General features: G+C 73.6%; 16 protein-coding genes and 2 pseudogenes. 7 read left to right on the forward strand and 11 right to left on the reverse strand.

Translation table 11 applies throughout. The features are described from left to right. Positions 1 to 316 (forward strand): annotated as a pseudogene (locus RBXJA2T_RS14890) (MFS transporter); the annotation flags it as partial. A 1-nt stretch (position 317) separates the two neighbouring features. Here the strand turns inward: RBXJA2T_RS14890 and RBXJA2T_RS14895 are convergent. Together RBXJA2T_RS14895 and RBXJA2T_RS14900 are read right to left on the reverse strand one after the other, a co-directional pair. Beyond that, positions 318 to 1,460, reverse strand: a complete 1,143-nt coding sequence (locus RBXJA2T_RS14895) for an MFS transporter (RefSeq protein WP_237704893.1) — start codon at positions 1,458 to 1,460, stop codon at positions 318 to 320. Between the two features lie 43 nt (positions 1,461 to 1,503). Continuing rightward, positions 1,504 to 2,520: an asparaginase gene (locus tag RBXJA2T_RS14900; RefSeq protein WP_009858234.1), complete on the reverse strand. Its 1,017-nt coding sequence runs from the start codon at positions 2,518 to 2,520 to the stop codon at positions 1,504 to 1,506. A gap of 38 nt (positions 2,521 to 2,558) precedes the next feature. Here RBXJA2T_RS14900 and RBXJA2T_RS14905 point away from each other — a divergent pair, with 38 nt between their 5' ends. The 4 genes and pseudogenes from RBXJA2T_RS14905 (at position 2,559) to RBXJA2T_RS14920 (ending at position 6,716) form a co-directional block, all read left to right on the forward strand. Next, on the forward strand, positions 2,559 to 3,383 hold the full coding sequence (locus RBXJA2T_RS14905) for a DUF429 domain-containing protein (protein WP_009858235.1): 825 nt from the start codon (positions 2,559 to 2,561) through the stop codon (positions 3,381 to 3,383). Then, positions 3,380 to 5,827: a ligase-associated DNA damage response DEXH box helicase gene (locus RBXJA2T_RS14910; RefSeq protein WP_009858236.1), complete on the forward strand. Its 2,448-nt coding sequence runs from the start codon at positions 3,380 to 3,382 to the stop codon at positions 5,825 to 5,827. Before RBXJA2T_RS14905 ends, RBXJA2T_RS14910 begins: the two co-directional genes overlap by 4 nt. 122 nt (positions 5,828 to 5,949) lie before the next feature. Then, a pseudogene (locus RBXJA2T_RS21035) lies at positions 5,950 to 6,055 on the forward strand (YkvA family protein); the annotation flags it as partial. A gap of 178 nt (positions 6,056 to 6,233) precedes the next feature. Further along, a complete protein-coding gene (locus tag RBXJA2T_RS14920) occupies positions 6,234 to 6,716 on the forward strand; it encodes a thermonuclease family protein (protein ID WP_009858238.1) in 483 nt (160 codons plus the stop codon). On the opposite strand, the gene RBXJA2T_RS14925 is transcribed toward RBXJA2T_RS14920, so the two are convergent. Then, positions 6,717 to 7,526: a gamma-glutamyl-gamma-aminobutyrate hydrolase family protein gene (locus tag RBXJA2T_RS14925; RefSeq protein WP_029718689.1), complete on the reverse strand. Its 810-nt coding sequence runs from the start codon at positions 7,524 to 7,526 to the stop codon at positions 6,717 to 6,719. It abuts the gene before it with no gap. A 63-nt stretch (positions 7,527 to 7,589) separates the two neighbouring features. On the opposite strand from RBXJA2T_RS14925, the gene RBXJA2T_RS14930 reads away from it, so the two are divergent. Further along, positions 7,590 to 9,296 carry a SulP family inorganic anion transporter gene (locus RBXJA2T_RS14930; RefSeq protein WP_138938892.1) on the forward strand — a complete coding sequence of 569 codons (1,707 nt, stop codon included), beginning with the start codon at positions 7,590 to 7,592 and terminating at the stop codon, positions 9,294 to 9,296. Here RBXJA2T_RS14930 and RBXJA2T_RS14935 read toward each other — a convergent pair. From RBXJA2T_RS14935 to RBXJA2T_RS14960, 6 genes are all read right to left on the reverse strand, one after another. Then, on the reverse strand, positions 9,293 to 10,402 hold the full coding sequence (locus RBXJA2T_RS14935; RefSeq protein ID WP_009858241.1) for an NAD(P)/FAD-dependent oxidoreductase: 1,110 nt from the start codon (positions 10,400 to 10,402) through the stop codon (positions 9,293 to 9,295). The genes RBXJA2T_RS14930 and RBXJA2T_RS14935 overlap by 4 nt on opposite strands. A gap of 5 nt (positions 10,403 to 10,407) precedes the next feature. Next, the gene (gene rocF / locus RBXJA2T_RS14940) at positions 10,408 to 11,337 is read right to left on the reverse strand and encodes an arginase (RefSeq protein ID WP_009858242.1); all 930 of its coding nucleotides are present in this window, start codon (positions 11,335 to 11,337) and stop codon (positions 10,408 to 10,410) included. Continuing rightward, on the reverse strand, positions 11,330 to 12,226 hold the full coding sequence (locus tag RBXJA2T_RS14945; RefSeq protein WP_009858243.1) for an LOG family protein: 897 nt from the start codon (positions 12,224 to 12,226) through the stop codon (positions 11,330 to 11,332). The genes rocF and RBXJA2T_RS14945 overlap by 8 nt, the downstream gene beginning before the upstream one ends. Beyond that, positions 12,223 to 12,981: a HesA/MoeB/ThiF family protein gene (locus RBXJA2T_RS14950; protein WP_009858244.1), complete on the reverse strand. Its 759-nt coding sequence runs from the start codon at positions 12,979 to 12,981 to the stop codon at positions 12,223 to 12,225. The genes RBXJA2T_RS14945 and RBXJA2T_RS14950 overlap by 4 nt, the downstream gene beginning before the upstream one ends. A gap of 46 nt (positions 12,982 to 13,027) precedes the next feature. Next, complete coding sequence (locus RBXJA2T_RS14955; RefSeq protein WP_009858245.1) at positions 13,028 to 14,467, reverse strand: S41 family peptidase; 1,440 nt, start codon at positions 14,465 to 14,467, stop codon at positions 13,028 to 13,030. A 226-nt stretch (positions 14,468 to 14,693) separates the two neighbouring features. Continuing rightward, the gene (locus tag RBXJA2T_RS14960; RefSeq protein WP_009858246.1) at positions 14,694 to 15,776 is read right to left on the reverse strand and encodes an ABC transporter ATP-binding protein; all 1,083 of its coding nucleotides are present in this window, start codon (positions 15,774 to 15,776) and stop codon (positions 14,694 to 14,696) included. Positions 15,777 to 15,868: 92 nt separating this feature from the next. Between RBXJA2T_RS14960 and RBXJA2T_RS14965 the strand changes: the two genes are divergently transcribed. Next, complete coding sequence (locus RBXJA2T_RS14965) at positions 15,869 to 17,470, forward strand: ABC transporter permease (protein ID WP_029718691.1); 1,602 nt, start codon at positions 15,869 to 15,871, stop codon at positions 17,468 to 17,470. A gap of 14 nt (positions 17,471 to 17,484) precedes the next feature. Here RBXJA2T_RS14965 and RBXJA2T_RS14970 read toward each other — a convergent pair whose 3' ends face one another. Together RBXJA2T_RS14970 and RBXJA2T_RS20430 are read right to left on the reverse strand one after the other, a co-directional pair. Next, entirely contained in the window at positions 17,485 to 18,447 is a 963-nt protein-coding gene (locus RBXJA2T_RS14970) for a hypothetical protein (RefSeq protein ID WP_009858248.1), read from the reverse strand. Positions 18,448 to 18,752: 305 nt separating this feature from the next. Further along, a partial coding sequence (locus RBXJA2T_RS20430) for an ATP-binding protein (RefSeq protein ID WP_009858249.1) occupies positions 18,753 to 19,578 on the reverse strand: 826 nt, incomplete at its 5' end.

Genomic DNA, 19,578 nt, shown 5'->3' on the forward strand with positions numbered 1-19,578 from the left:
CTCGTTCGCCGTGCTCGCGGCCGAGCCGCTGCTGCCGACGGTGGCGGCGCTGGCGCTGATCGCCGTCGCCGCGGTCGGCTTCGACTTCGCGATCCAGGCTTCGCTGGTCTCGCACCAGACCCTGGTCTACGGCCTGGAGCCCGAGGCGCGCAGCCGGCTCAACGCGCTGCTGTTCACGACGATCTTCGTCGGCATGGCCGCCGGCTCGGCGCTCGGCGGCGTGGCGCTGACGCACGGCGGCTGGCTGGGCATGGTCGCGCTGGCGAGCGCCGCTTCGCTGGCCGCGCTGGTGCTGCGCCTGCGCCCGCTGCGCTGAGTCAGCGCAGCAGCCGCGCGCCGGCGCCCAGCGCCAGCGCCGCGGCGACCAGCGTCGCCATCGCCAGGTTCAGCGAGCTCGCATGGGCGATGGCGCCGACCAGCGGCGGCCCGGCGAGCAGGCCGACGTAACCCAGCGAGGACACCGCGGCGATGCCGTCGGCCGGCGTCACACCCGGCTGGCGGCCACCGGCGACGAACAGGATGGGCACGACGTTGGCGAGCCCGGCGCCGACCAGCGCCATCGACGCAATGCCGACCACCGGGTGGTGCAGCAGCAGCGCCGCGCTCATCGCCAGCGCCGCCAGCCCGGCGCTGGCGGCCAGCAGCGTGGCGGCGTGGAAGCGGCTGCGCAGCGCATCGCCGCCGAAACGCGAGGCCGCCATCGCCGCCGCGAAGGCCGCGTAACCCAGGCCGCCGACGGCCTGCGTCTGGCCCAGCGAATCGGTGAACCAGAGCACGCTCCAGTCGTAGATCACGCCTTCGGCCAGCAGGCCCAGCGCCGCCAGCGTGCCCAGCAGCAGCAGGCGCGGCGGCGGCAGCCGCCAGCGCCGCGGGCCGTCGGGCACCGGCGGGTGGTCGGGCAGCAGCGAACGCGCGGCGACCAGCGACAACGCCAGCACCACGATCGCCAGCGCACCGAGCTGCCAGGCGGCCGGCACGCCGGCGGCGAGCAGCGCCGAGCAGCCGCCGGCGCCGGTCATCGCGCCCAGGCTCCACATGCCGTGAAAGCCACTGACGACCTTGAAGCCGCTGCGTTCCTCCAGCAGCGTGCCTTCGGCGTTGATCGAGACGTCGTAGAACGCGCCGGCGGCGCCGAACACGAGCATCGTCGCCACCAGCGCCGCGAAGCCGCCGTGCAGCAGCAGCGTGCCCAGCGCCGCGGCGATGACGACCGCGGCCACCGGCACGACACGCCGCGGGCCGTGCCGGCCGATCACGCGCCCGGCGAGCAGCAGAGCGCCGACGGCACCGACCGCCGCCGCCAGCAGCGCCAGCGAGAGTTGCGCTTCGTCCAGCCCGTAGCGCGCCTTGGCGCTGGGCACGTGCGCGCCCCAGGCGCCGGTGACGGTGCCGAAGGCGAAGAAGAGGGAGCGGACGGCGAAACGCGCCGGGCGCAGCGCCCGGGCGGGAGCAGGGGACATCGGGATCATCGGCGGCAGGCACCGGATGATGCCCGCCCTTGTTTCAGCTCGCCCAGCGCAGCCGGCCGACGTCGAGGCCGTTCCAGTTGGCCAGCGGCTGGTCGGCGAAGGCGTGCACGAAGCCGCGTTCGGCCTCGTCCAGGCGCACGAAACGTTCGATCAGCGCCGCCATCACGACTTCGCAGGCGCGCGAGGCGCCGTCGTCCATCTTCACCGCGACGCCCAGCCCGGCCTTCGGGAACGCGGCGCAGAACACGCCTTCGGCGCCGACCTTGCAGAACACCCGTTCGCCCAGGCGCTCGATGATGCGGGTGTCGAAGCGCCCGCTGCCGCCGACCATGAAGGGCTCGGCGGTGACCGCGGCCATCAGCCGCTTCGCGGCGCGCGCGCGGCCTTCACGCAGGCCGATGCCGCTGCCGGCGCGTGCGAAGGCCAGCGCCAGGTGGCGCAGCGGGATCGCGTAGGTCGGGATCGAGCAGCCGTCGGTGCCGCGCGGCGCGTCGGCCAGGCGCCAGCCGGTCGCGGCTTCGATCGCGTCGCCGACTTCGCGCATCACCGGGTGCTCGGGTTTGACGTAGCCGGAGAGGAAGGCGCGTTTGTCGGCGTCGCCGGCCAGCAGGCAGCCCAGGCAGACGAAGCCGGCGTGTTTGCCCGAGCAGTTGTTGTGCAGCGCGCCCGGCGTCTGGCCGGCGGCGGCCATCTCGCGCTGCACGAGGTCGCGGTAGGGCCAGTGCGCGCCGCACTCCAGCGCCGCGTCGTCGACGCCGGCGGCGGCCAGCATCGAGGCCGCGACGGCGACGTGGCGCGGCTCGCCGTTGTGCGAGGCGCAGGCGATCGCGAGTTGTTCGTCGTTCAGGCCATAACGTTCGGCGGCGCCGCTTTCGACCAGCGGCAGCGCCTGCAGCAGCTTGACCGCCGAACGCGGGAAGATCGGCCGGTCGATGTCGCCGGCCGAGGCGACGACGTCGCCGTCGGCGTCGACGACGGCCCAGGCGCCGCGGTGGGTGGATTCGACGGCGCCGCCGCGCAGCGCCTCGACGAGGGTCGGATTGGCAGTCATGCGCCGACTGTAGCGGCGGCCCCGCGACAATCGCCGCGATGACCCCGACCGCTTCTTCGCTGCCGCTGCTCGGCGTGGACTTCAGCTGCGCGCCGTCGCGGCGCAAGCCGATCACCGTCGCACGCGGCACGCTGCACGGCGCCGTGCTGCGCCTCGAACGGGTGGACGAGCTGCCGACGCTCGCCGGCTTCGAGGCCGTGCTCGCCGAACATCCCTGGTTCGGCGGCTTCGACTTCCCGTTCGGCCTGCCGCGCGCCTTCGTCGAGGCGCAGGGCCTGGGCACGAGTGCTGCCGAAGTCGTCGCCGAACTGCGCCGGCGCTGCCCGGCGCGCATGGACTTCCGCGCCCTGGTCGACGCCTGGGGCAATAGCCGCCCGGCCGGCCAGCGCCTGGTGCACCGCCGCACCGACGTCTCGCTGCCCGGCACGACCAGTTCCAGCCCGCTGCAGACGCGTTACGTGCCGGTCGGGTTCATGTACTACGAAGGCTTCTCGCGCCTGGTCGCCGCCGGCGTGCAGGTGCCGGGGCTGGTGGCCGGCGACGCCGAGCGCCGCGCCGTCGAGGCCTATCCCGGCCTGCTGGCCGCCGAGATCCTGGGCCGGCGTTCGTACAAGAACAGCGAGGCCGCCGACCGCCTCATCGCACGCAAGGACCTCGTCGACGCGCTGGAGCAGGGCCGCACGCGGCTGGGGCTGCGGCTCAAGCTGACACACGCCCAGCGCGACGCGCTGGTCGCCGACGCCTCGGGCGACCGGCTCGACGCCGCGCTGTGCCTGCTGCAGGCCGGCTGGGCCAGCTTGCGCGACGGCGCCGGCATCCCGGCCGACGTCGACCCGGTCGAAGGCTGGATCGTCACCGCATGATCGAGGTGGCCGGCCTCGTGCACGCCGAATCCTGGTTCGGTGCACGCGGCTGGTTGCCGTTCGAGTTCCAGCGCGCCGTCTGGGCGGCGATGGCCGCGGGCGACAGCGGCCTGCTGCACGCCACCACCGGCAGCGGCAAGACCTACGCCGTCTGGTTCGGCGCGCTGGCGCGTGCGGCGCCGCGGCGCGGGCTGCAGGTGCTGTGGCTGACGCCGATGCGCGCGCTGGCTGCCGACACCACGCGCGCGCTGCAGGCCGCTGCGCCGCCGGGCTGGGACATCGCCCAGCGCACCGGCGACACCGGCAGTGCCGAACGTGCGCGCCAGGACCGGCGCCTGCCCGAGACGCTGGTGACGACGCCCGAGTCGCTGTCGCTGCTGCTGACGCGCGAGTCGGCGCGCGCCGAGCTGGCCGGCGTGCAGACCGTCATCGTCGACGAATGGCACGAGCTGATCGGCAGCAAACGCGGTGTGCAGGTGCAGCTGGCGCTGGCGCGCTTGAAGCGCTGGAACCCGCAGCTCGCCGTCTGGGGGCTGTCGGCGACGATCGGCAATCTCAACGAGGCGATGGCGACGCTGGTCGGCCACGACCACGGCCGGCTGGTGCAGGGCCGCATCGAGAAGCGCCTGGTCGTCGACACGCTGCTGCCGCACGAGCCGGGGCGTTTCTCCTGGGGCGGCCACCTCGGCGCGCAGATGCTGCAGCCGGTGCTCGACGAGATCGAGTCCTCGTCGACGTCGCTGGTGTTCACCAACGTGCGCTCGCAGGCCGAGATCTGGTACCGGCTGATCCTCGACGCGCGCCCCGACTGGGCGGGCCTGGTCGCGCTGCACCATGGTTCGCTGGACCGCAGCGTGCGCGACTGGGTCGAGGCCGGGCTGAAGGACGGGCGGCTGAAGGCGGTGGTCGCCACCTCCAGCCTGGACCTGGGCGTCGACTTCCTGCCGGTCGAACGTGTGCTGCAGATCGGCAGCGCCAAAGGCATCGCGCGGCTGCTGCAGCGCGCCGGGCGCAGCGGCCACGCACCGGGCCGCGCCAGCCGCGTGACGCTGGTGCCGACGAACACGCTGGAATTGGTGGAGGCCGCGGCGGCGCGGCGTGCGGCGCTGGCCGGGCGCGTCGAGTCGCGGCGCACACCCGACAAGCCGCTGGACGTGCTGGTGCAGCACCTCGTGACGGTGGCGCTGGGTGGCGGTTTCGAGGCTGGCGCGCTGTACGACGAAGTGCGCAGCGCGCCCGCCTACCGCGGGCTGAGCCGCACCGAGTTCGACTGGGCGCTGGCCTTCGTCGAACGCGGCGGCGACAGCCTGGGCGCCTACCCCGAGTACCACCGCGTGCAGTGTGTCGACGGCGTCTGGCGCGTCGTCGACCGCGGCATCGCGCGCCGCCACCGGCTGCAGGTCGGCACCATCGTCGCCGACGCGACGATGCAGGTGAAATGGCTGTCGGGCGGCACGATCGGCAGCGTCGAGGAAGGGTTCATCGCCCGGCTCAAACCCGGCGACGTCTTCGTCTTCGCCGGCCGGCTGCTGGAGTACGTGCGCACCCAGGACCTGGCGGCCTACGTGCGCAAGGCGACGAAGCCCAAAGGCCTGGTGCCGGCCTGGAACGGCAGCCGCATGCCGCTGTCCTCGGAGCTGGCCGACGCGGTGCAGGCGCTGCTCGACGAGGTCGCGGCCGGCGTTTTCGCCGAACCCGAGCTCGAAGCCGCGCGGCCGATGCTGGAGGCCCAGAGGCGGCTGTCGCGGCTGCCGCAGCGTGGCCGGCTGTTGGTCGAGCGGCTGCGCACGCGTGAAGGCTGGCACCTCTTCCTGTACCCGTTCGCCGGCCGCAACGTGCACGTCGGCCTGGCCCAGCTGCTGGCCTGGCGGCTGGCGCAGGCGCGGCCCAACACCTTCTCGCTGTGTGTCAACGACTACGGCCTGGAGATCCTGGCCGCCGAGGCGCCGGATCTCGCGCTGCTGGAGGACAAACGCCTGTTCGCCACCGACACGCTGCTGGCCGACGTGCTGGCCAGCCTGAACTCGGGCGAACTGGCGCAGCGGCGTTTCCGCGAGATCGCGCGCATCGCCGGGCTGGTGTTCGGCGGCTACCCCGGCGCGCCGAAGAGCCTGCGCCAGCTGCAGGCGTCGAGTTCCCTGTTCTGGGGCGTGTTCCGGCGCTACGACGCCGGCAACCGCCTGCTGGCGCAGGCCGAACGCGAGGTGCTGGCGCAGGAGCTGGAAATCGGCCGCCTCGCCACCACCTTGCAGCAGATGGACACCCTGGACCTGGAGATCGTCGAGCTGAAGGCCGCGAGCCCGTTCGCGCTGCCGCTGCTCGTCGAACGGCTGCGCGAGCGCCTGTCGACCGAGCAGATGAAGGACCGGCTCGAACGCCTGCTGGCGTCGTCGAACGCGGCGCTCGACAAGCCGGCGCCCCAGCGCCGCCGCGCGGCGTCATGAAGCGCGTTCGCCGCCTCTTCGCCGCCGGCAACGCCGCGCGCCTGGGCACCTACCTGCTCGCGCTGTGGAAGCTGTTCAAGCACCGCGACACGCCGCGTGCGGTGCGCTGGATCGCCATCGCGGTGCTGGCCTACGCGCTGTCGCCGATCGACCTGATCCCGGACTTCATCCCGGTGCTGGGCCTGCTCGACGACCTGATCCTGGTGCCGCTGGGCATCGCGCTGGTCGTCAAGCTGACACCGCCCGAACTCTGGCAGGCGCGGCTGCGCGAAGCCGAGGCCGGGCGCGAGCAGCTGCCTCGGCTGGTCTGGGGCGCGGTGCTGGTCGTCGCACTCTGGCTTTTGTTGCTGGCGGGCTTTGTCGCGGGGATCATCGCGCTGGCGTTCTGACACTGTTCCCGCACGACATGAAGACACTCCCGGGCCTGGCGCTCGCACTGCTGGCCGGCGCCGCGTTCGCCGCGCCGCCCAAAACGCCGATCGAAGGCCGCGTCACCCAGGTCATTGACGGCAACACCGTCGTCGTCACGCCGGCCGACGGCGCCCCGGTGCGTGTGCGCCTGGCCGGCGCCGATGCGCCGCTGGCCTGCCAGGACTGGGGGCCCGAGTCGCGCCGTGAACTCGCCGAACGGGCCCAGGGCCATCTCGTCACCGTCACCCGGCCGGTGAGCGGCCGCGACGGTGTCGTCACCGGCTCGGTGCTGCTCGACGGCCAGGATCTGGCGCGGCACATGGTGTCCGAGGGCCACGCCTGGAGCTCGCGTGTGAAGTGGGACCGCGGCCCCTTCGTCAAGGAGGAGCGTGTCGCGCACGCGCTGCAGCGCGGGTTGCACGCGGCGCGTGGCGCGCTGCGGCCGGCCGACTTCCGCCGCCAGCACGGCCCCTGCTGATCAGCGCTTGCGTTCGCGCGCCGCGGCCAGGAAGTCGGCCAGCAGCCGCGAGTCGTCGAAGGTCGCCGGGTCGCCCGGCACGTGGAACTCGGGGTGCCACTGCACCGCGGAGATCCAGGCCGGGCCCTCGTGGCGCACGGCCTCGATGGTGCCGTCGTCCGGGCATCGCGCCTCGACGGCGAAGCCCGGCGCCAGGCGCTCCACCGCCTGGTGGTGGATGCTGTTGACGGTGGCGCGCGCCAGCCCGCCGTAGAGCTGCGCCAGGCGTGTGCCAGGCACGATCTCGACGTCGTGGAAATGGCGCTCGTAGTTCGAGCTGTCGCGGTGCGCACGGGCCGCCGGCCGCTGCGTCGGGATGTCCTGCACCAGCGTGCCGCCGTACATCACGTTGAGCAGCTGCATCCCGCGGCAGATGCCGAACACCGGCTTGCCGGCGGTGACGAAGGCGTCGACGAGCTCGATCTCGTAGAGGTCGCGCACGCGGTCGCCGTGCCAGTCGGGGTGCAGCGGCGTCTGGCCGTAGGTCTCGGGCGCGACGTCGTTGCCGCCCTGCAGCACCAGGCCGTCGAGCGCGTCGGCGTAGTGGCGCAGGTTCAGGTCGCCGCGCGTGACGACGCTGTCGGCGGTGACCGCCGGCACCATCAGCGCCACCGCGCCGCCGCGCAGCACCCAGTGCGCGACCGACTGCTCCAGGTAGTGCAGCGTGCGCGTCCAGACACCGTCGAGGTGGATGCCCGGCGTGCCGGGCGTGTAGATGCGAGCCGAGAAGCCGATCAGCAGCGGGGACTGCGGCGGGGATGCTCCTGCCATGGTGCCCATGCTATGCAAGAACGGTTCCCCCCGGGTGCCGCGGGGCGCTGATACGCTCGGCGGATGACGTTGCAAAGGAGTGCACGCGCGCCGTGGGCGCGCTGGCTGGGGCCGTGGGTCGAGGACGTGAACCGCACGAGCCTGCGCGCCGATGCCGCCGCCGGGCTGCTGGGCGCGGTGCTGGCGCTGCCGCAGGCCATCGCCTTCGCCGCGCTGGCCGGGCTGCCGCCGACCTGGGGCCTGTACACCGCGATCGTGCCCTGCATCGTCGCCGCGCTGGCCGGCTCCAGCCGGCTGGTGGCCACCGGGCCGACCAACGCCGTGTCGCTGGCGCTGGCGGCGATGCTCGCGCCGCTGGCGTTGCCGGGCAGCCCCGAGTACCTGCGGCTGGCGCTGGTCGCGACGCTGGGGGTCGGGTTGATGCAGACCGCGATCGCGCTGCTGCGGCTGGGCTCGCTGGCGCACTTCATCTCGCCGTCGGTGCTGCTGGGCTTCACCAGCGGCGCGGCGCTGCTGATCGCCTGGCACGCGCTGGAGTCGGTCGTCGGCGACCTGCCCGGCATCGTGCTCGCCTGCGGCACGCTGGTCGTCGCCTGGGCGCTGCGCCAGGTCTGGCGGCGCGGGCCCTTCCTGCTGGCGACGCTGGCGCTCGCCGCGCTGGCGGCCTGGCTGGCGATGCGTGAAGGCGTGGTGCTGGACTTCGTCGGCGAGCAGCGCATCGACCATCTCTCGTGGGGCCCGCCGGCGCTGGCCTGGGCCGACCTGCCGCGGCTGGCCGGCGTCTCGCTGGCGCTGACCGTCGTCGCGACCGGCCAGAGCATCGCCATCGCCAAGGCGCTGGCCGCGCGCACCGACCAGCCGCTGGACGTCAACCGCGAGTGCATGGGCCAGGGTCTGGCCAACCTGGCCGGCGCCTGCAGCTCGGGTTTCGTCGCCAGCGGTTCGCTGAACCGTTCGATGCCCAACCTGGAAGCCGGCGCGCGCACGCCGCTGGCGGCGGTGTTCTCGGGCCTGTTCGTGCTGCTGCTGGCGCTGCTGGCGGCGCCGGCCATCGCCTGGATCCCGACGGCGGCCATCGCCGGCCTGCTGCTGTGGGTGGCGGCGACGCTGATCGACCGCGAGCAGTGGCGCGAACGCCTGCAACAGGACCGCACCGAAGCCGCGGTGGCCGCCGCGACGCTGGCCGCGACGCTGGCCTTGCCGCTGGAGCAGGCCATCGTCGGCGGCGTCGGGCTGTCGCTGGTGGTCTACCTCTACCGCACCTCGCGCCCGGCGCTGCGCACGATGGGCTTCGACCGGCCGCCGCCCGACCGCGCGATGGTCGTCGTCGACGACGCGCCCGGCGCCGAGTGCCCGCAGCTGAAGATGCTGCGCATGGAAGGTTCGGTCTGGTTCGGCGCCGTGGCCCACGTCGGCGAGCGGCTGCAGGCGCTGCGCGCCGCGCCCGGCGCCCCGAAGCACCTGCTGGTGATGGCCAAGAGCATGAACTTCATCGACCACGCCGGCGCCGCGCTCTGGGAGCAGGAGCACACGCGGCGGCTGGCGCTCGGCGGCGACCTGTACTTCCACCGCCCGCGCCCCGAGGTGCTGCAGACCTGGCAGCAGCGCCGGTTCCTGGACCGCCTGGGCGAGGACCATGTCTTCGCCGACAAACACAGCGCGCTGGCCACCATCGTGCCGCGCCTGGACCCGGCGGTGTGCGCCGGCTGCCGCGTGCGGCTGTACGCGGAGTGCGCGAGCCGGCCGGGGCCGCCCCCGGCTGGCGCCTAGCCTCGCAGCCTGGCCGGCGACATCGCGCCCGGCTCGACGCCTTCGCGCGCCAGCGCCTCGGGCAGCGGCGCCTCGAGGATCAGCGACTCGGCCAGCAGCGCCGCGCCCGGGGCGCTCTGCACGCCGTATCCGCCTTGGCCGGCGAGCCAGAAGAAGCCGTCGGCGGTCTCGTCGAAGCCGATGACCAGCTCGCCGTCGGGCGCGAAGGTGCGCAGGCCGGCCCAGGTGTGCCGCGGCCGGCGGATGGTCATCGTCGTGCGCTCCTCGATCGCGGCGATGCCGGTCGCCACGTCGAGCTCCTCGGCGACGACGTCGTGCGCCGGCACCGGGTCGGCGTTGCACGGCGAGCCCAGCAGCTGGCCGGCGTCGGGCTTGATGTAGAAGCTCTCGTCGGCGGCGGCCACCAGCGGCCAGCCGCGGTGCTCGACGCCGGCCGGCGCATCGAAGGTGAAGGCGCTGCGGCGCTTGGGCTGCAGGCCCAGCGGCGCGATGCCGGCGCGCTCGGCGACCCGGTCGGCCCAGGCGCCGGCCGCGTTCACGAGCACCCGGGTGTTCGCCGTGCGGCCGTCGGCCAGCGTGAGCTGCCAGGTGTCGGCCTCGCGGCGCGCCGACGCCAGCTCGGCGCCCGTCCACAGCGCGGCGCCTTGAGCGCGCGCCACCGCCAGCCAGCCCTGCAGCGCGGCGTGCACGTCGATGTCCATCGCGTCGGGTTCGGCCACCGAGCCGATCAGGCCCTCGGCGCGCAGCACCGGCACACGCGCCAGCGTCTGCGCGGCGTCCAGGCGTTCGGTCCCCGGGCCGGCCAGCGCGTCGAGCAGCGCCTGCTGGCCCTGCCAGGCGACGTAGAGCACGCCGCGCGGCGACAGGATCGGCACGATCGACGGTGCGGCGTAGCTGGCGCGGCTGGCGCGCGTCAGCGCACGCGCCTGCGGCGGGCCGTAGCTCTCCATGAACATCGCCGCGCTGCGGCCGCTGGACTGCGTGCCGGGCTGGCTCTCGCGTTCGAGCAGCAGCACGCGGCCGTGGCCGGCCAGGCGTGCGGCAAGCGAGACGCCGGCGATGCCGGCGCCGACGATGGCGACGTCGAAGGCGGTGTCGGATGTCATGGCGGTCAGCGCGGTGCGCGCATCAGCGTGCTCTTGCCGAACAGGCTCTCGATCAGGTCGACGGCGAGCACGGCGGTCTTGTTGCGCACGTCCAGCGCCGGGTTCAGCTCCATCACGTCGAGGCTGGCCAGGCGGCCGGTGTCGGCGATCATCTCCATGCAGAGCTGGGCTTCGCGGTAGGTCGGGCCGCCGGGGATCGTGGTGCCGACGCCGGGCGCGATCTCGGGGTCGAGGAAGTCGACGTCGAAGCTGACGTGCAGGTGCGTGTTGGCGTCCAGCGTCGCCAGCGCCAGCTCCATCGTGTGGCGCATGCCCATCTCGTCGATGTAGCGCATGTCGAAGACCTCGAGCCCGACCTCGTGCACGAAGCGCTTCTCGCCCGGGTCGACGCTGCGGATGCCGATCTGGCGCACCCACTTCGGGTTCAGCGCCGGCACCTGGCCGCCGATCTCGACGAGCTCCTTCGGGCCGTGGCCGCAGAGGCAGGCCACCGGCATGCCGTGGATGTTGCCGCTGGGCGTCAGCCGGCTGGTGTTGAAGTCGGCGTGGGCGTCGAGCCAGAGCACGCGCAGCCGCTTGCCCGTTTCGCGGCAGTGGCGCGCGACGGCGCTGATCGAGCCGATCGCCAGGCAGTGGTCGCCGCCGAGCAGGATCGGCATGCGGCCGTCGGCCAGTTCGGCGTGCACCGCGTCGTGCACGGCCCGGTTCCAGGCGACGACCTGCTCCAGGTGGCGGTAGCCCTCGACCGGCGGCAGCCACGGGTTGGACGGGCCGCCGAGGTTGCCGCGGTCCTGCACCTCGACCTCGTGCGACTCCAGCGTCGTCTGCAGGCCGGCGACACGCATCGCCTCGGGGCCCATGCTGGCGCCGCGTGCGCCGGCGCCGATGTCGGTGGGCGCGCCGATCAGGCTGACGCGGCGGACGGGGTCAGACATCGCGGGTCTCCTCGTTCGGGAGGGTGTCGAAGCCGTAGAACGAAGCCAGGTGGTCCCAGGCCTCCTCGGCGGTCTCGACGAAGCGGAACAGGTTCAGGTCGCCGGCACCGATCATGCCGGTCTCGACCAGGTGCTCGAAGTTGATCAGCTTCTCCCAGAACGCGCGCCCGAACAGCAGGATCGGCCGCGGCCGGCTCTTGCCGGTCTGGATCAGCGTCATCGTCTCGAAGAGTTCGTCCAGCGTGCCGAAGCCGCCGGGGAAACACACCAGCGCCTTGCTGCGCATCACGAAGTGCATCTTGCGCAGCGCGAAGTAGTGGAACTGGAAACACAGCTCCGGCGTGATGTACGGGTTGGGCGCCTGCTCGTGCGGCAGCACGATGTTCAGGCCCAGGCTCTTGCCGCCGACCTCGAAGGCGCCGCGGTTGCCCGCCTCCATGATGCCGGGGCCGCCGCCGGTGACGACGTAGATCGGCGCGGCCAGCTTCGCCGAACGTTCGGTGACGATGGCCGCGAAACGCCGCGCCTGCTCGTAGTAGGCGCTCATCGCCAGCGCCGCCTCGGCGCGGGCGACGGCCGTGGTGTCGCCGGTCGCACGCGCGGCGTCCAGGCGCTGGCGGGCGACGTCCTCGGGCAGGATGCGGGCGCTGCCGAAGATGACGATCGTCGACTCGATGCCCTGTTCCTGCTGCACCAGCTCGGGCTTGAGCAGCTCCAGCTGCATGCGCACCGGGCGCAGTTCCTCGCGCAGCAGGAAGGCGGTGTCGGTGAAGGCCAGTCGATAGGCGCTCTCGGGGCCGGCGTAGCGCTGGCCCTCCATCGTGCGCGCGTCCTCCTCGGCGGTCGGGAAGTTCCGGGTCGAGAGGATCGGGTGGCGGGGATCGTTCATGGTGGCGAGCTTAAACGGCAGACGGGGCAGGCTTCGGCGCGCGCGACGCGGATCTCGTCGAAGCGCATGCCCATCGCGTCGACCAGCAGCAGCCGCCCGGCGAGCGGCTCGCCGATGCCGGCGAGCAACTTCAGTGCCTCGGCGGCCTGGGCGCTGCCCACCAGGCCGACCAGCGGCGCGAACACGCCCATCGTCGCGCAGGCCGCGTCCTCGTGGCCGGCATCGGGCGGGAACAGGCAGGCGTAACACGGGGCGTCGTCGCGGCGGGGGTCGAACACCGAGACCTGGCCGTCGAAGCCGATCGCCGCGCCCGAGACCAGCGGCCGGCGGTGCTGCACGCAGGCGGCGTTGACGGCGTGGCGGGTGCGGAAGTTGTCGCTGCAGTCGAGCACGACGTCGGCCTGCGGCACCAGTTCGTCGAGCAGCGCGGCGTCGGCGCGCTGCACACGCACGTCCAGCTGCACGTCGGGGTTCAGCGCCGCGATGCCGGCGGCCAGCGACGCGGCCTTCGGCGTGCCGATGCGGTCGAGCCGGTGGGCGATCTGGCGCTGCAGGTTGGTGGCGTCGACCGTGTCGTCGTCGACGACGGTGATGCGGCCGACGCCGGCGCTGCCCAGGTACAGCCCGACCGGCGAACCCAGGCCGCCGGCGCCGATGACGAGGGCGTGCGCGGCCAGCAGCCGCTGCTGGCCCTCGATGCCCAGCGCGTCGAGCAGGATGTGGCGCGAGTAGCGCAGCAGCTGCTCGTCGTTCACGTGATCGTCCTGGCGGCGCGCGTGCCGGCGGGCACGCGCGTCAGGCTCACTGCTTGTCGTCGGCCGCCTCGGCCTGGCGCTCGACAGCGGTCTTGCTGACGATCACCGGCTTGCCGCGCAGCTGGTTGAAGGCCTGCACCAGCGGGAAGTCCTCGGCGCTGCCGAACTCGGGCAGCGGCTTGGGCGTCTCCTTGTTCTTGGCGAACTGCTCCTCGAGCTTCTGGCGCGCTTCCTCGCGCGCCTTCTCGCGCGCGTCGTCCTTCTTCTCGTCGGCACCTTGCAGGTGCTTCTCGAGGTCGGCCTCGCGCATGCGCAGCGCGGCGAAGACGTTGCCTTCGGCGGTCTCGTCGAGCCAGATGTCGGGCACGATGCCCTTGGCCTGGATCGAGCGGCCCGACGGCGTGTAGTAGCGCGCCGTCGTGATCTTCAGCGCGGTGTCGGCCGACAGCGGGCGCACGGTCTGCACCGAGCCCTTGCCGAAGGTCTGCGCGCCCATCACGGTGGCGCGCTTGTGGTCCTGCAGCGCGCCGGCGACGATCTCGCTGGCCGAGGCCGAGCCTTCGTTGACCAGCACCACCAGCGGCACCGTCTTCAGCGCCGCCGGCAGCTTGCGCAGCGGGTCGGCGCCGGCGCGGCGCAGGTAGTACTCGGGCGCGGCCTTGAAGGTCGCCTTGGAGTCGGCGATCTGGCCGTTGGTCGAGACGACGACGACGTCCGGCGGCAGGAAGGCCGAGGCGATCGCCACCGCGCCGTCGAGCAGGCCGCCCGGGTCGTTGCGCAGGTCGAGCACGATGCCCTTGATGTTCGGGTCCTGCTTGTACAGCTCCTCGACCTTGCGCGCGAAGTCGTCGACGGTGCGGTCCTGGAACTGGCTGACGCGGACCCAGGCGTAACCCGGCTCGAACATCTTCGCGCGCACGCTCTGCACGCGGATCTCCTCGCGCGTGATCGTCACCGGGAAGCTGCGGTTCTCGCTCTTGCGCAGCACCGTCAGGCTGACCTTGGTGTTGGGTTCGCCGCGCATGCGCTTGACGGCCTGGTCGACCGTCAGGCCCTTGACCGCGGTGTCGTCGATGCGCGTGATCAGGTCACCCGGCTTCAGCCCGGCACGGAAGGCCGGCGAGCCCTCGATCGGCGAGACGACCTTCACGAGGCCGTCTTCCATGCCCATCTCGATGCCGATGCCGACGAACTTGCCGCCGGTGCTCTCGCGGAATTCCTTGAAGCTCTTCTTGTCGAAGTACTGCGAATGCGGGTCCAGCCCGGCGACCATGCCGCCGATGGCGTCGGAGATCAGCTTCTTCTCGTCGACCGGCTCGACGTAGTCGCTCTTGATCATGCCGAACACGGCAGCGAGCTGCTGCAGCTCTTCCAGCGGCAGCGGCGCGAGCGTCTCGCGCGCGTTGGCCTGCAGCTGCAGCGTCGTCATCGCGCCCGCGAGGGCCCCCACCGCCAGCAGCCCGGCAACTCTCAGTTTTGCACCCATGACGTCCTGCTCCGAAGCCGACTTTCTACTGCGGCGCAGTATAGGGTGCGGGGTTGTGCTGCCACGGGGCAGGGGGATGGGTGAGGACCCTCACCCGGCGTGGCGTGCTGCACGGCGACGGCCACGGCGGCGGGCCGGACATGTCTGGCGCATCCGATCAAGCTTCCCGCCACGGCCCGGCTTTGCCGGTCCGTTGGCGGACGGCTCCCTCGGGGGGTAGCGAGCGTCAGCGAGCTTGGGGGCGCGCAAAAGTCACGACGTGGTCGACCTCGGCGCGGATGCCGATCCATTCGCCGATCTGGTGGTCGTGATGCGAGGGCACGTGCGCCAGCAGGCGCTCGCCGCCGGGCAGGCGCAGCGTGTAGAGGAACTCCGAGCCGCGGAAGGCCTTGCGCTCGATGCAGGCCTTCACCGGGCTCGTGTCGTCGTGCACGACGTCGTCGGCGCGCAGCAGCACCTCGCACTCGTCTCCGGGGTAGGCGCCCGGCAGCGGGCATTCGGCGACGTCGGCCAGCGCGCCCAGCGGCGTGTGCACCGCCGGCGTGCCGCCGTCGGCGGCGATGCGCGCCGGCGCGAACACGCCGTGGCCGATGAAGCCGGCGACGAAACGGCTCGCCGGGCGGTGGTACAGCGTGTAGGGCTCGTCCCACTGCTCGAGCCGGCCGTCGTGCATCACGCCGACGACGTCGCCCAGCGCGAAGGCCTCGAGCTGGTCGTGCGTGACCAGCAGCGCCGTCGTGCCGCTGTCCTTGAGGATCGCGCGCAGCTCCTGCGCCAGCGACTCGCGCAGGTCGGCGTCCAGGCTGGAGAAGGGCTCGTCGAGCAGCAGCAGCTCGGGCCTCGGCGCCAGCGCCCGCGCCAGCGCGATGCGCTGCTGCTGGCCGCCCGACAGCTGGTGCGGCGCGCGGCGCGCCGCGTGGCCCAGGCCGACGAGGTCCAGCATCGCCGCCACGCGCGCCTCGCGTTCGGCGCGCGCCAGCGCCTTCAGCCCGAAGCCGACGTTCTCGGCCACCGTCAGGTGCGGGAACAGCGCGTAGTCCTGGAACACCATGCCGACGCGCCGCGCCTCCGGCTCCAGGTGCACGCCGGCCGAGGCGTCCGACAGCGTGCGCCCGTCCATCGTGATGCGGCCGGCGGCGCAGCGCTCCAGCCCGGCAACGGCGCGCAGCAGCGAGGTCTTGCCGCAGCCCGAAGGCCCCAGCAGCACGCCGATCTGGCCCGCGGCCAGGCCCAGCGACACCGCCTCGACGGCGGCCCGCGCCGTGCCCCGCGTGTAGCGCACGGAGACCGAATCCACGTTCAGGAACATCGGTCCATGATAATTGTTCGTATTACCACGCTGCCCCGCCGGACACCCGGCGCGAACCGCCGCCATCGCCGGCGGTTCCCGGGCCGACCGCGATGCGACTGCTGCTGACAATCCTCTGCGTGCTGCTGGCGCTGCCGGTGTTCGGCGTGCTCGGCGCCTGGGCGACGCTGGACGCCGGGGCGCTGGAGGTCCTGCGCCACCAGGCCTCGACGGTGATGGCCGGCTATGCCGCGCAGTCGCTGCTGCTGGTGCTGGGTGTCGGCGTCGGCGTCGCGCTGGTCGGCACCGGCGCGGCGGCGGCGGTGACGCTGTTCGACTTCCCCGGCCGGCGCGTGCTGGAGTGGGCGCTGCTGCTGCCGCTGGCGATGCCGGCCTACGTGCTGGCCTATGCCTGGACCGACGCGCTGCAGTACAGCGGCCCGATCCAGGTGGCCTTGCGCGCGCTGACCGGCGCGCAGGGCGCGCTGTGGCCCGACGTGCGCAGCCTCTGGGGCGCGGTGCTGCTGTTCGTGCTGTGCCTCTATCCGTACGTCTACCTGCTGGCGCGCACCGCGCTCGGCGAACGGGCGGCGCCGATGATGGAGGCGGCGCGCCTGCTCGGCGCCGGCCTGCGCCGGCGCGTGCTGGAGGTGGCGCTGCCGCTGGCGCGCCCGGCGATCGCCGCCGGCATCGCGCTGGCGCTGATGGAGACGCTGGCCGACTACGGCGTCGGCAGCTACTTCGGGCTGACGACCTTCAGCACCGGCATCTACAAGGCCTGGCTGGTGATGGACGACCGCGTCGCCGCGGCGCAGCTGGCCTCGATGCTGCTGGCCGTCGTCGCGCTGCTGCTGGTCGTCGAACGCCGGGCACAGAAGCGGCTGCGTTTCGCCGCCTCGCGCCCGGGCGGCGCCGGCTCGGCCGACGCGCGGCCGCTGCTGCTGCGCGGCGGCGCGGCCGCCGCGATGCTGGCGCTGTGTGCGCTGCCGGTGCTGCTCGGGTTCGTGCTGCCGGTCGGCTGGCTGGGCTGGCTGGTGTGGCAGGAGGCGACGGTGTCCGAGTTCGGCCTGCCGCTGCCGCGTTTTGCCGAATGGGCGCGCAACAGCTTCGAGCTCGCCGGGCTGGCCGCACTCGCCGCCACCGCGCTGGCGCTGGCGCTGGGTTTCGCGCTGCGCCGCGGCGGCGGCGGGCCGCTGTCGCTGGCCGCGCGGGTGCTGTCGCTGGGTTACGCGGTGCCCGGCGCGGTGATCGCCGTCGGCCTGCTGCTGCCGGTGGCCTGGGTGCAGCGCGTCTGGCCCGAGGCGCCGCTGGGCGCGCTGTTCACCGGCACCGCCTTCGGCCTGGTCTACGCCTACCTGGTGCGCTTCTCGGCGGTGGCGCTGCAGTCGGTCGAGGCGGGTTATGCACGCGTGCCGGCTTCGGTCGACGAGAGCGCGCGCCTGCTGGGCGGCGGTGGCTGGCGGCTGTGGCGCGAGCTGCACCTGCCGCTCTTGCGGCGCTCGGCGCTGGCCGCAGCGCTGCTGGTCTTCGTCGACGCGATGAAGGAGCTGCCGGCGACGCTGGTGCTGCGCCCCTTCGGCCGCGACACGCTGGCCGTCGTCGCCTACAACTTCGCGCGCGACGAGCGCCTGGCCGAGGCGGCGCTGCCGTCGCTGGCCATCGTCGCCGTCGGCCTGCTGCCGGTGCTGCTGCTGTCGCGCGCGCTGCGGCGCTGAGGCGGCGGCCTGCCTCAGGCGCGCGCCGGGCGCGGCAGGCGCCGCCAGTCGGCCGCAGCCGAGCGCCGCGGCAGCGGCGGGATCTCGAAACGCGGCATCTCCTGCAGGCAGAAGCTGAGCGCCAGCACCAACGTCGGCAGGTGATAGAAGACGAACCACAGCCCCGGCGTGTTGCGGTCGTCGCCGCCGTGCGGCATCAGCGCCACGGTGGCGACCAGCGCGACCGCGGTCAGCGACGGGATCGCGCGCCGGAAGGCCGCGACCCAGCGCGCCGCCGCCAGGCGTTCGTGATACCGCGCCGGCGGCTCGGCCAGCGTCTGCGCCAGGTGGGCGGCGGCGCGGTCCAGGTCGGCCTCGGCGCGGCGGCAGCGCTGGGCGATGCCGCCCGGCACACGCAGCCGGCTCTCCCAGCCGCCGGGCTTGCGCGCCAGCGGCGCCCAGTTCCAGCCCAGCACCGCGAGCACGTCCTCGGGCAGCTCCAGCTCGTGGCCGCCGGTGGCCGCCAGCGTCAGCTCGGCCGACATGCGGCGCACGGCTGGCAGCGACAGCGTCAGCGTCAGCCCGCCGGCGATGCGCGCGACGCCGCGCTGCAGGATCAGGCCGTCTTCGCCGTCGCCGTCGAGCGTGTAGTCGCGGGCCACCGCCCAGCCCTGGCCGGCGCTGAAGGCGCGCTGCGGCGCGACGGCCATCAGCCGGTCGTGCAGCGCGCCGGCGTCGGGGCCGGCAGCTTCGAGGCGGGCGCGGGCGCCGGCCATCGTCAGCACACGGGTGAGCTTGAAGCGGCCTTCGGCGCTGCAGTCGAGTTCGAGCTGGTCGTGGATCGCCGGCAGCGCGTCGGTGGCGGCGTGTTCGGTGGCGCGGAAGACGAGGCAGCGTGCGAGGCGGTCGCTGGCCGCCAGCTCGACGCGGCAGCCGCGGCGCGACAGCGGCGCGACCAGCGTCAGGATCTCGTGGTGGGACAGCGGCGGCAGGGACATCGGCCGCGAGCATCGCGCAAAGCGCGCCGCGTTGCCCGCGGCAGCGTCAAGGCCGAGTCCGGGGAAGCCTGGAAGCCTGGGGTCAGGTCTTGAGAGACCTGACCCCGACCTACTACGGTGCCGACCGCCCTGGGGTCAGAAGCCTGGGGTCAGGTCTCGCGAGACCTGACCCCGACCGCTCTCGGCACGCCGAGATCGCGTTACCGCGCGGGAAGCCTGGGGTCAGGTCTTGCGAGACCTGACCCCGACCGCCCTGACCCCGACCGCCCCCGCGAGACCTGCCCCCCGCATCGTTGCCCCCGCGTCTACAGCCGCCGCACCGGCACGCCGAGGTCGCGCCACTGCGCCGGGTGGCAGCTGAAGACCAGCAGCTGGTGGCGCTGCGCGGCGTCGAAGACGATGCGTTTCATGCGCTCCAGCCGTTCGGCGTCGGTGTGCACCAGCGCGTCGTCGAGGATGACCAGCGTCGGCCGGCCGGCTTCGCGCAGCAGGTCGGCGTAGGCCAGGCGGCAGACCAGGCCGAGCTGCTCGCGGGCGCCGAAGGACAGCGTCTCGAAGGCGCCGCGCTCCTCGCCGCGTTGCCCCGGCCGCGCCAGCACCTCGGGCCGCAGGCTGTCGCCGACTTCCAGCCGCCCGGCCGGGAACAGCAGCGAGGCGTAGTGGTCCAGGTGTTTCTGCAGCGGCGCCTGCAGCCGGCGCGTCAGCGCCTGGCGGTGCGACTCCAGCTTGCCCAGCAGCAGCTCCAGCGCGTCGGCGCGGCGCTGCAGCTCGTCGCGGCGGCGCGCCGCGTGCTCGGCGGCGGCCCGTTCGCCGGCCAGCTGTTCGTCCAGGCCTTGCGCGCCGACGGCGGCCAGTTCGGCGGCCAGACGCGCGACTTCGAGTTCGCGGGCGCGGTGGGCGCGTTCGGCCTCGTCGGCGCTGCGGCGCAGGCGCTCGACGTCCTGGCGCAGGATGTCCGGGCGTGCCGCGGCGATGCGTGCCTGCACCGCGTCCAGTCCTCTTTGCGCCGCGGCCTGCTGGGCCTGCGCGTCGGCCAGCGCGAGCGGCTGGCGGCGCTGGGCTTCGGCGCGCTCGGGCGCGGCCAGCGCCTCGGCCAGCGCCTGGTGCTCGCGCACGGCGGCCTGGTGTTCG

Source organism: Rubrivivax benzoatilyticus JA2 = ATCC BAA-35, assembly GCF_000190375.1.
GTDB lineage: Bacteria > Pseudomonadota > Gammaproteobacteria > Burkholderiales > Burkholderiaceae_C > Rubrivivax > Rubrivivax benzoatilyticus.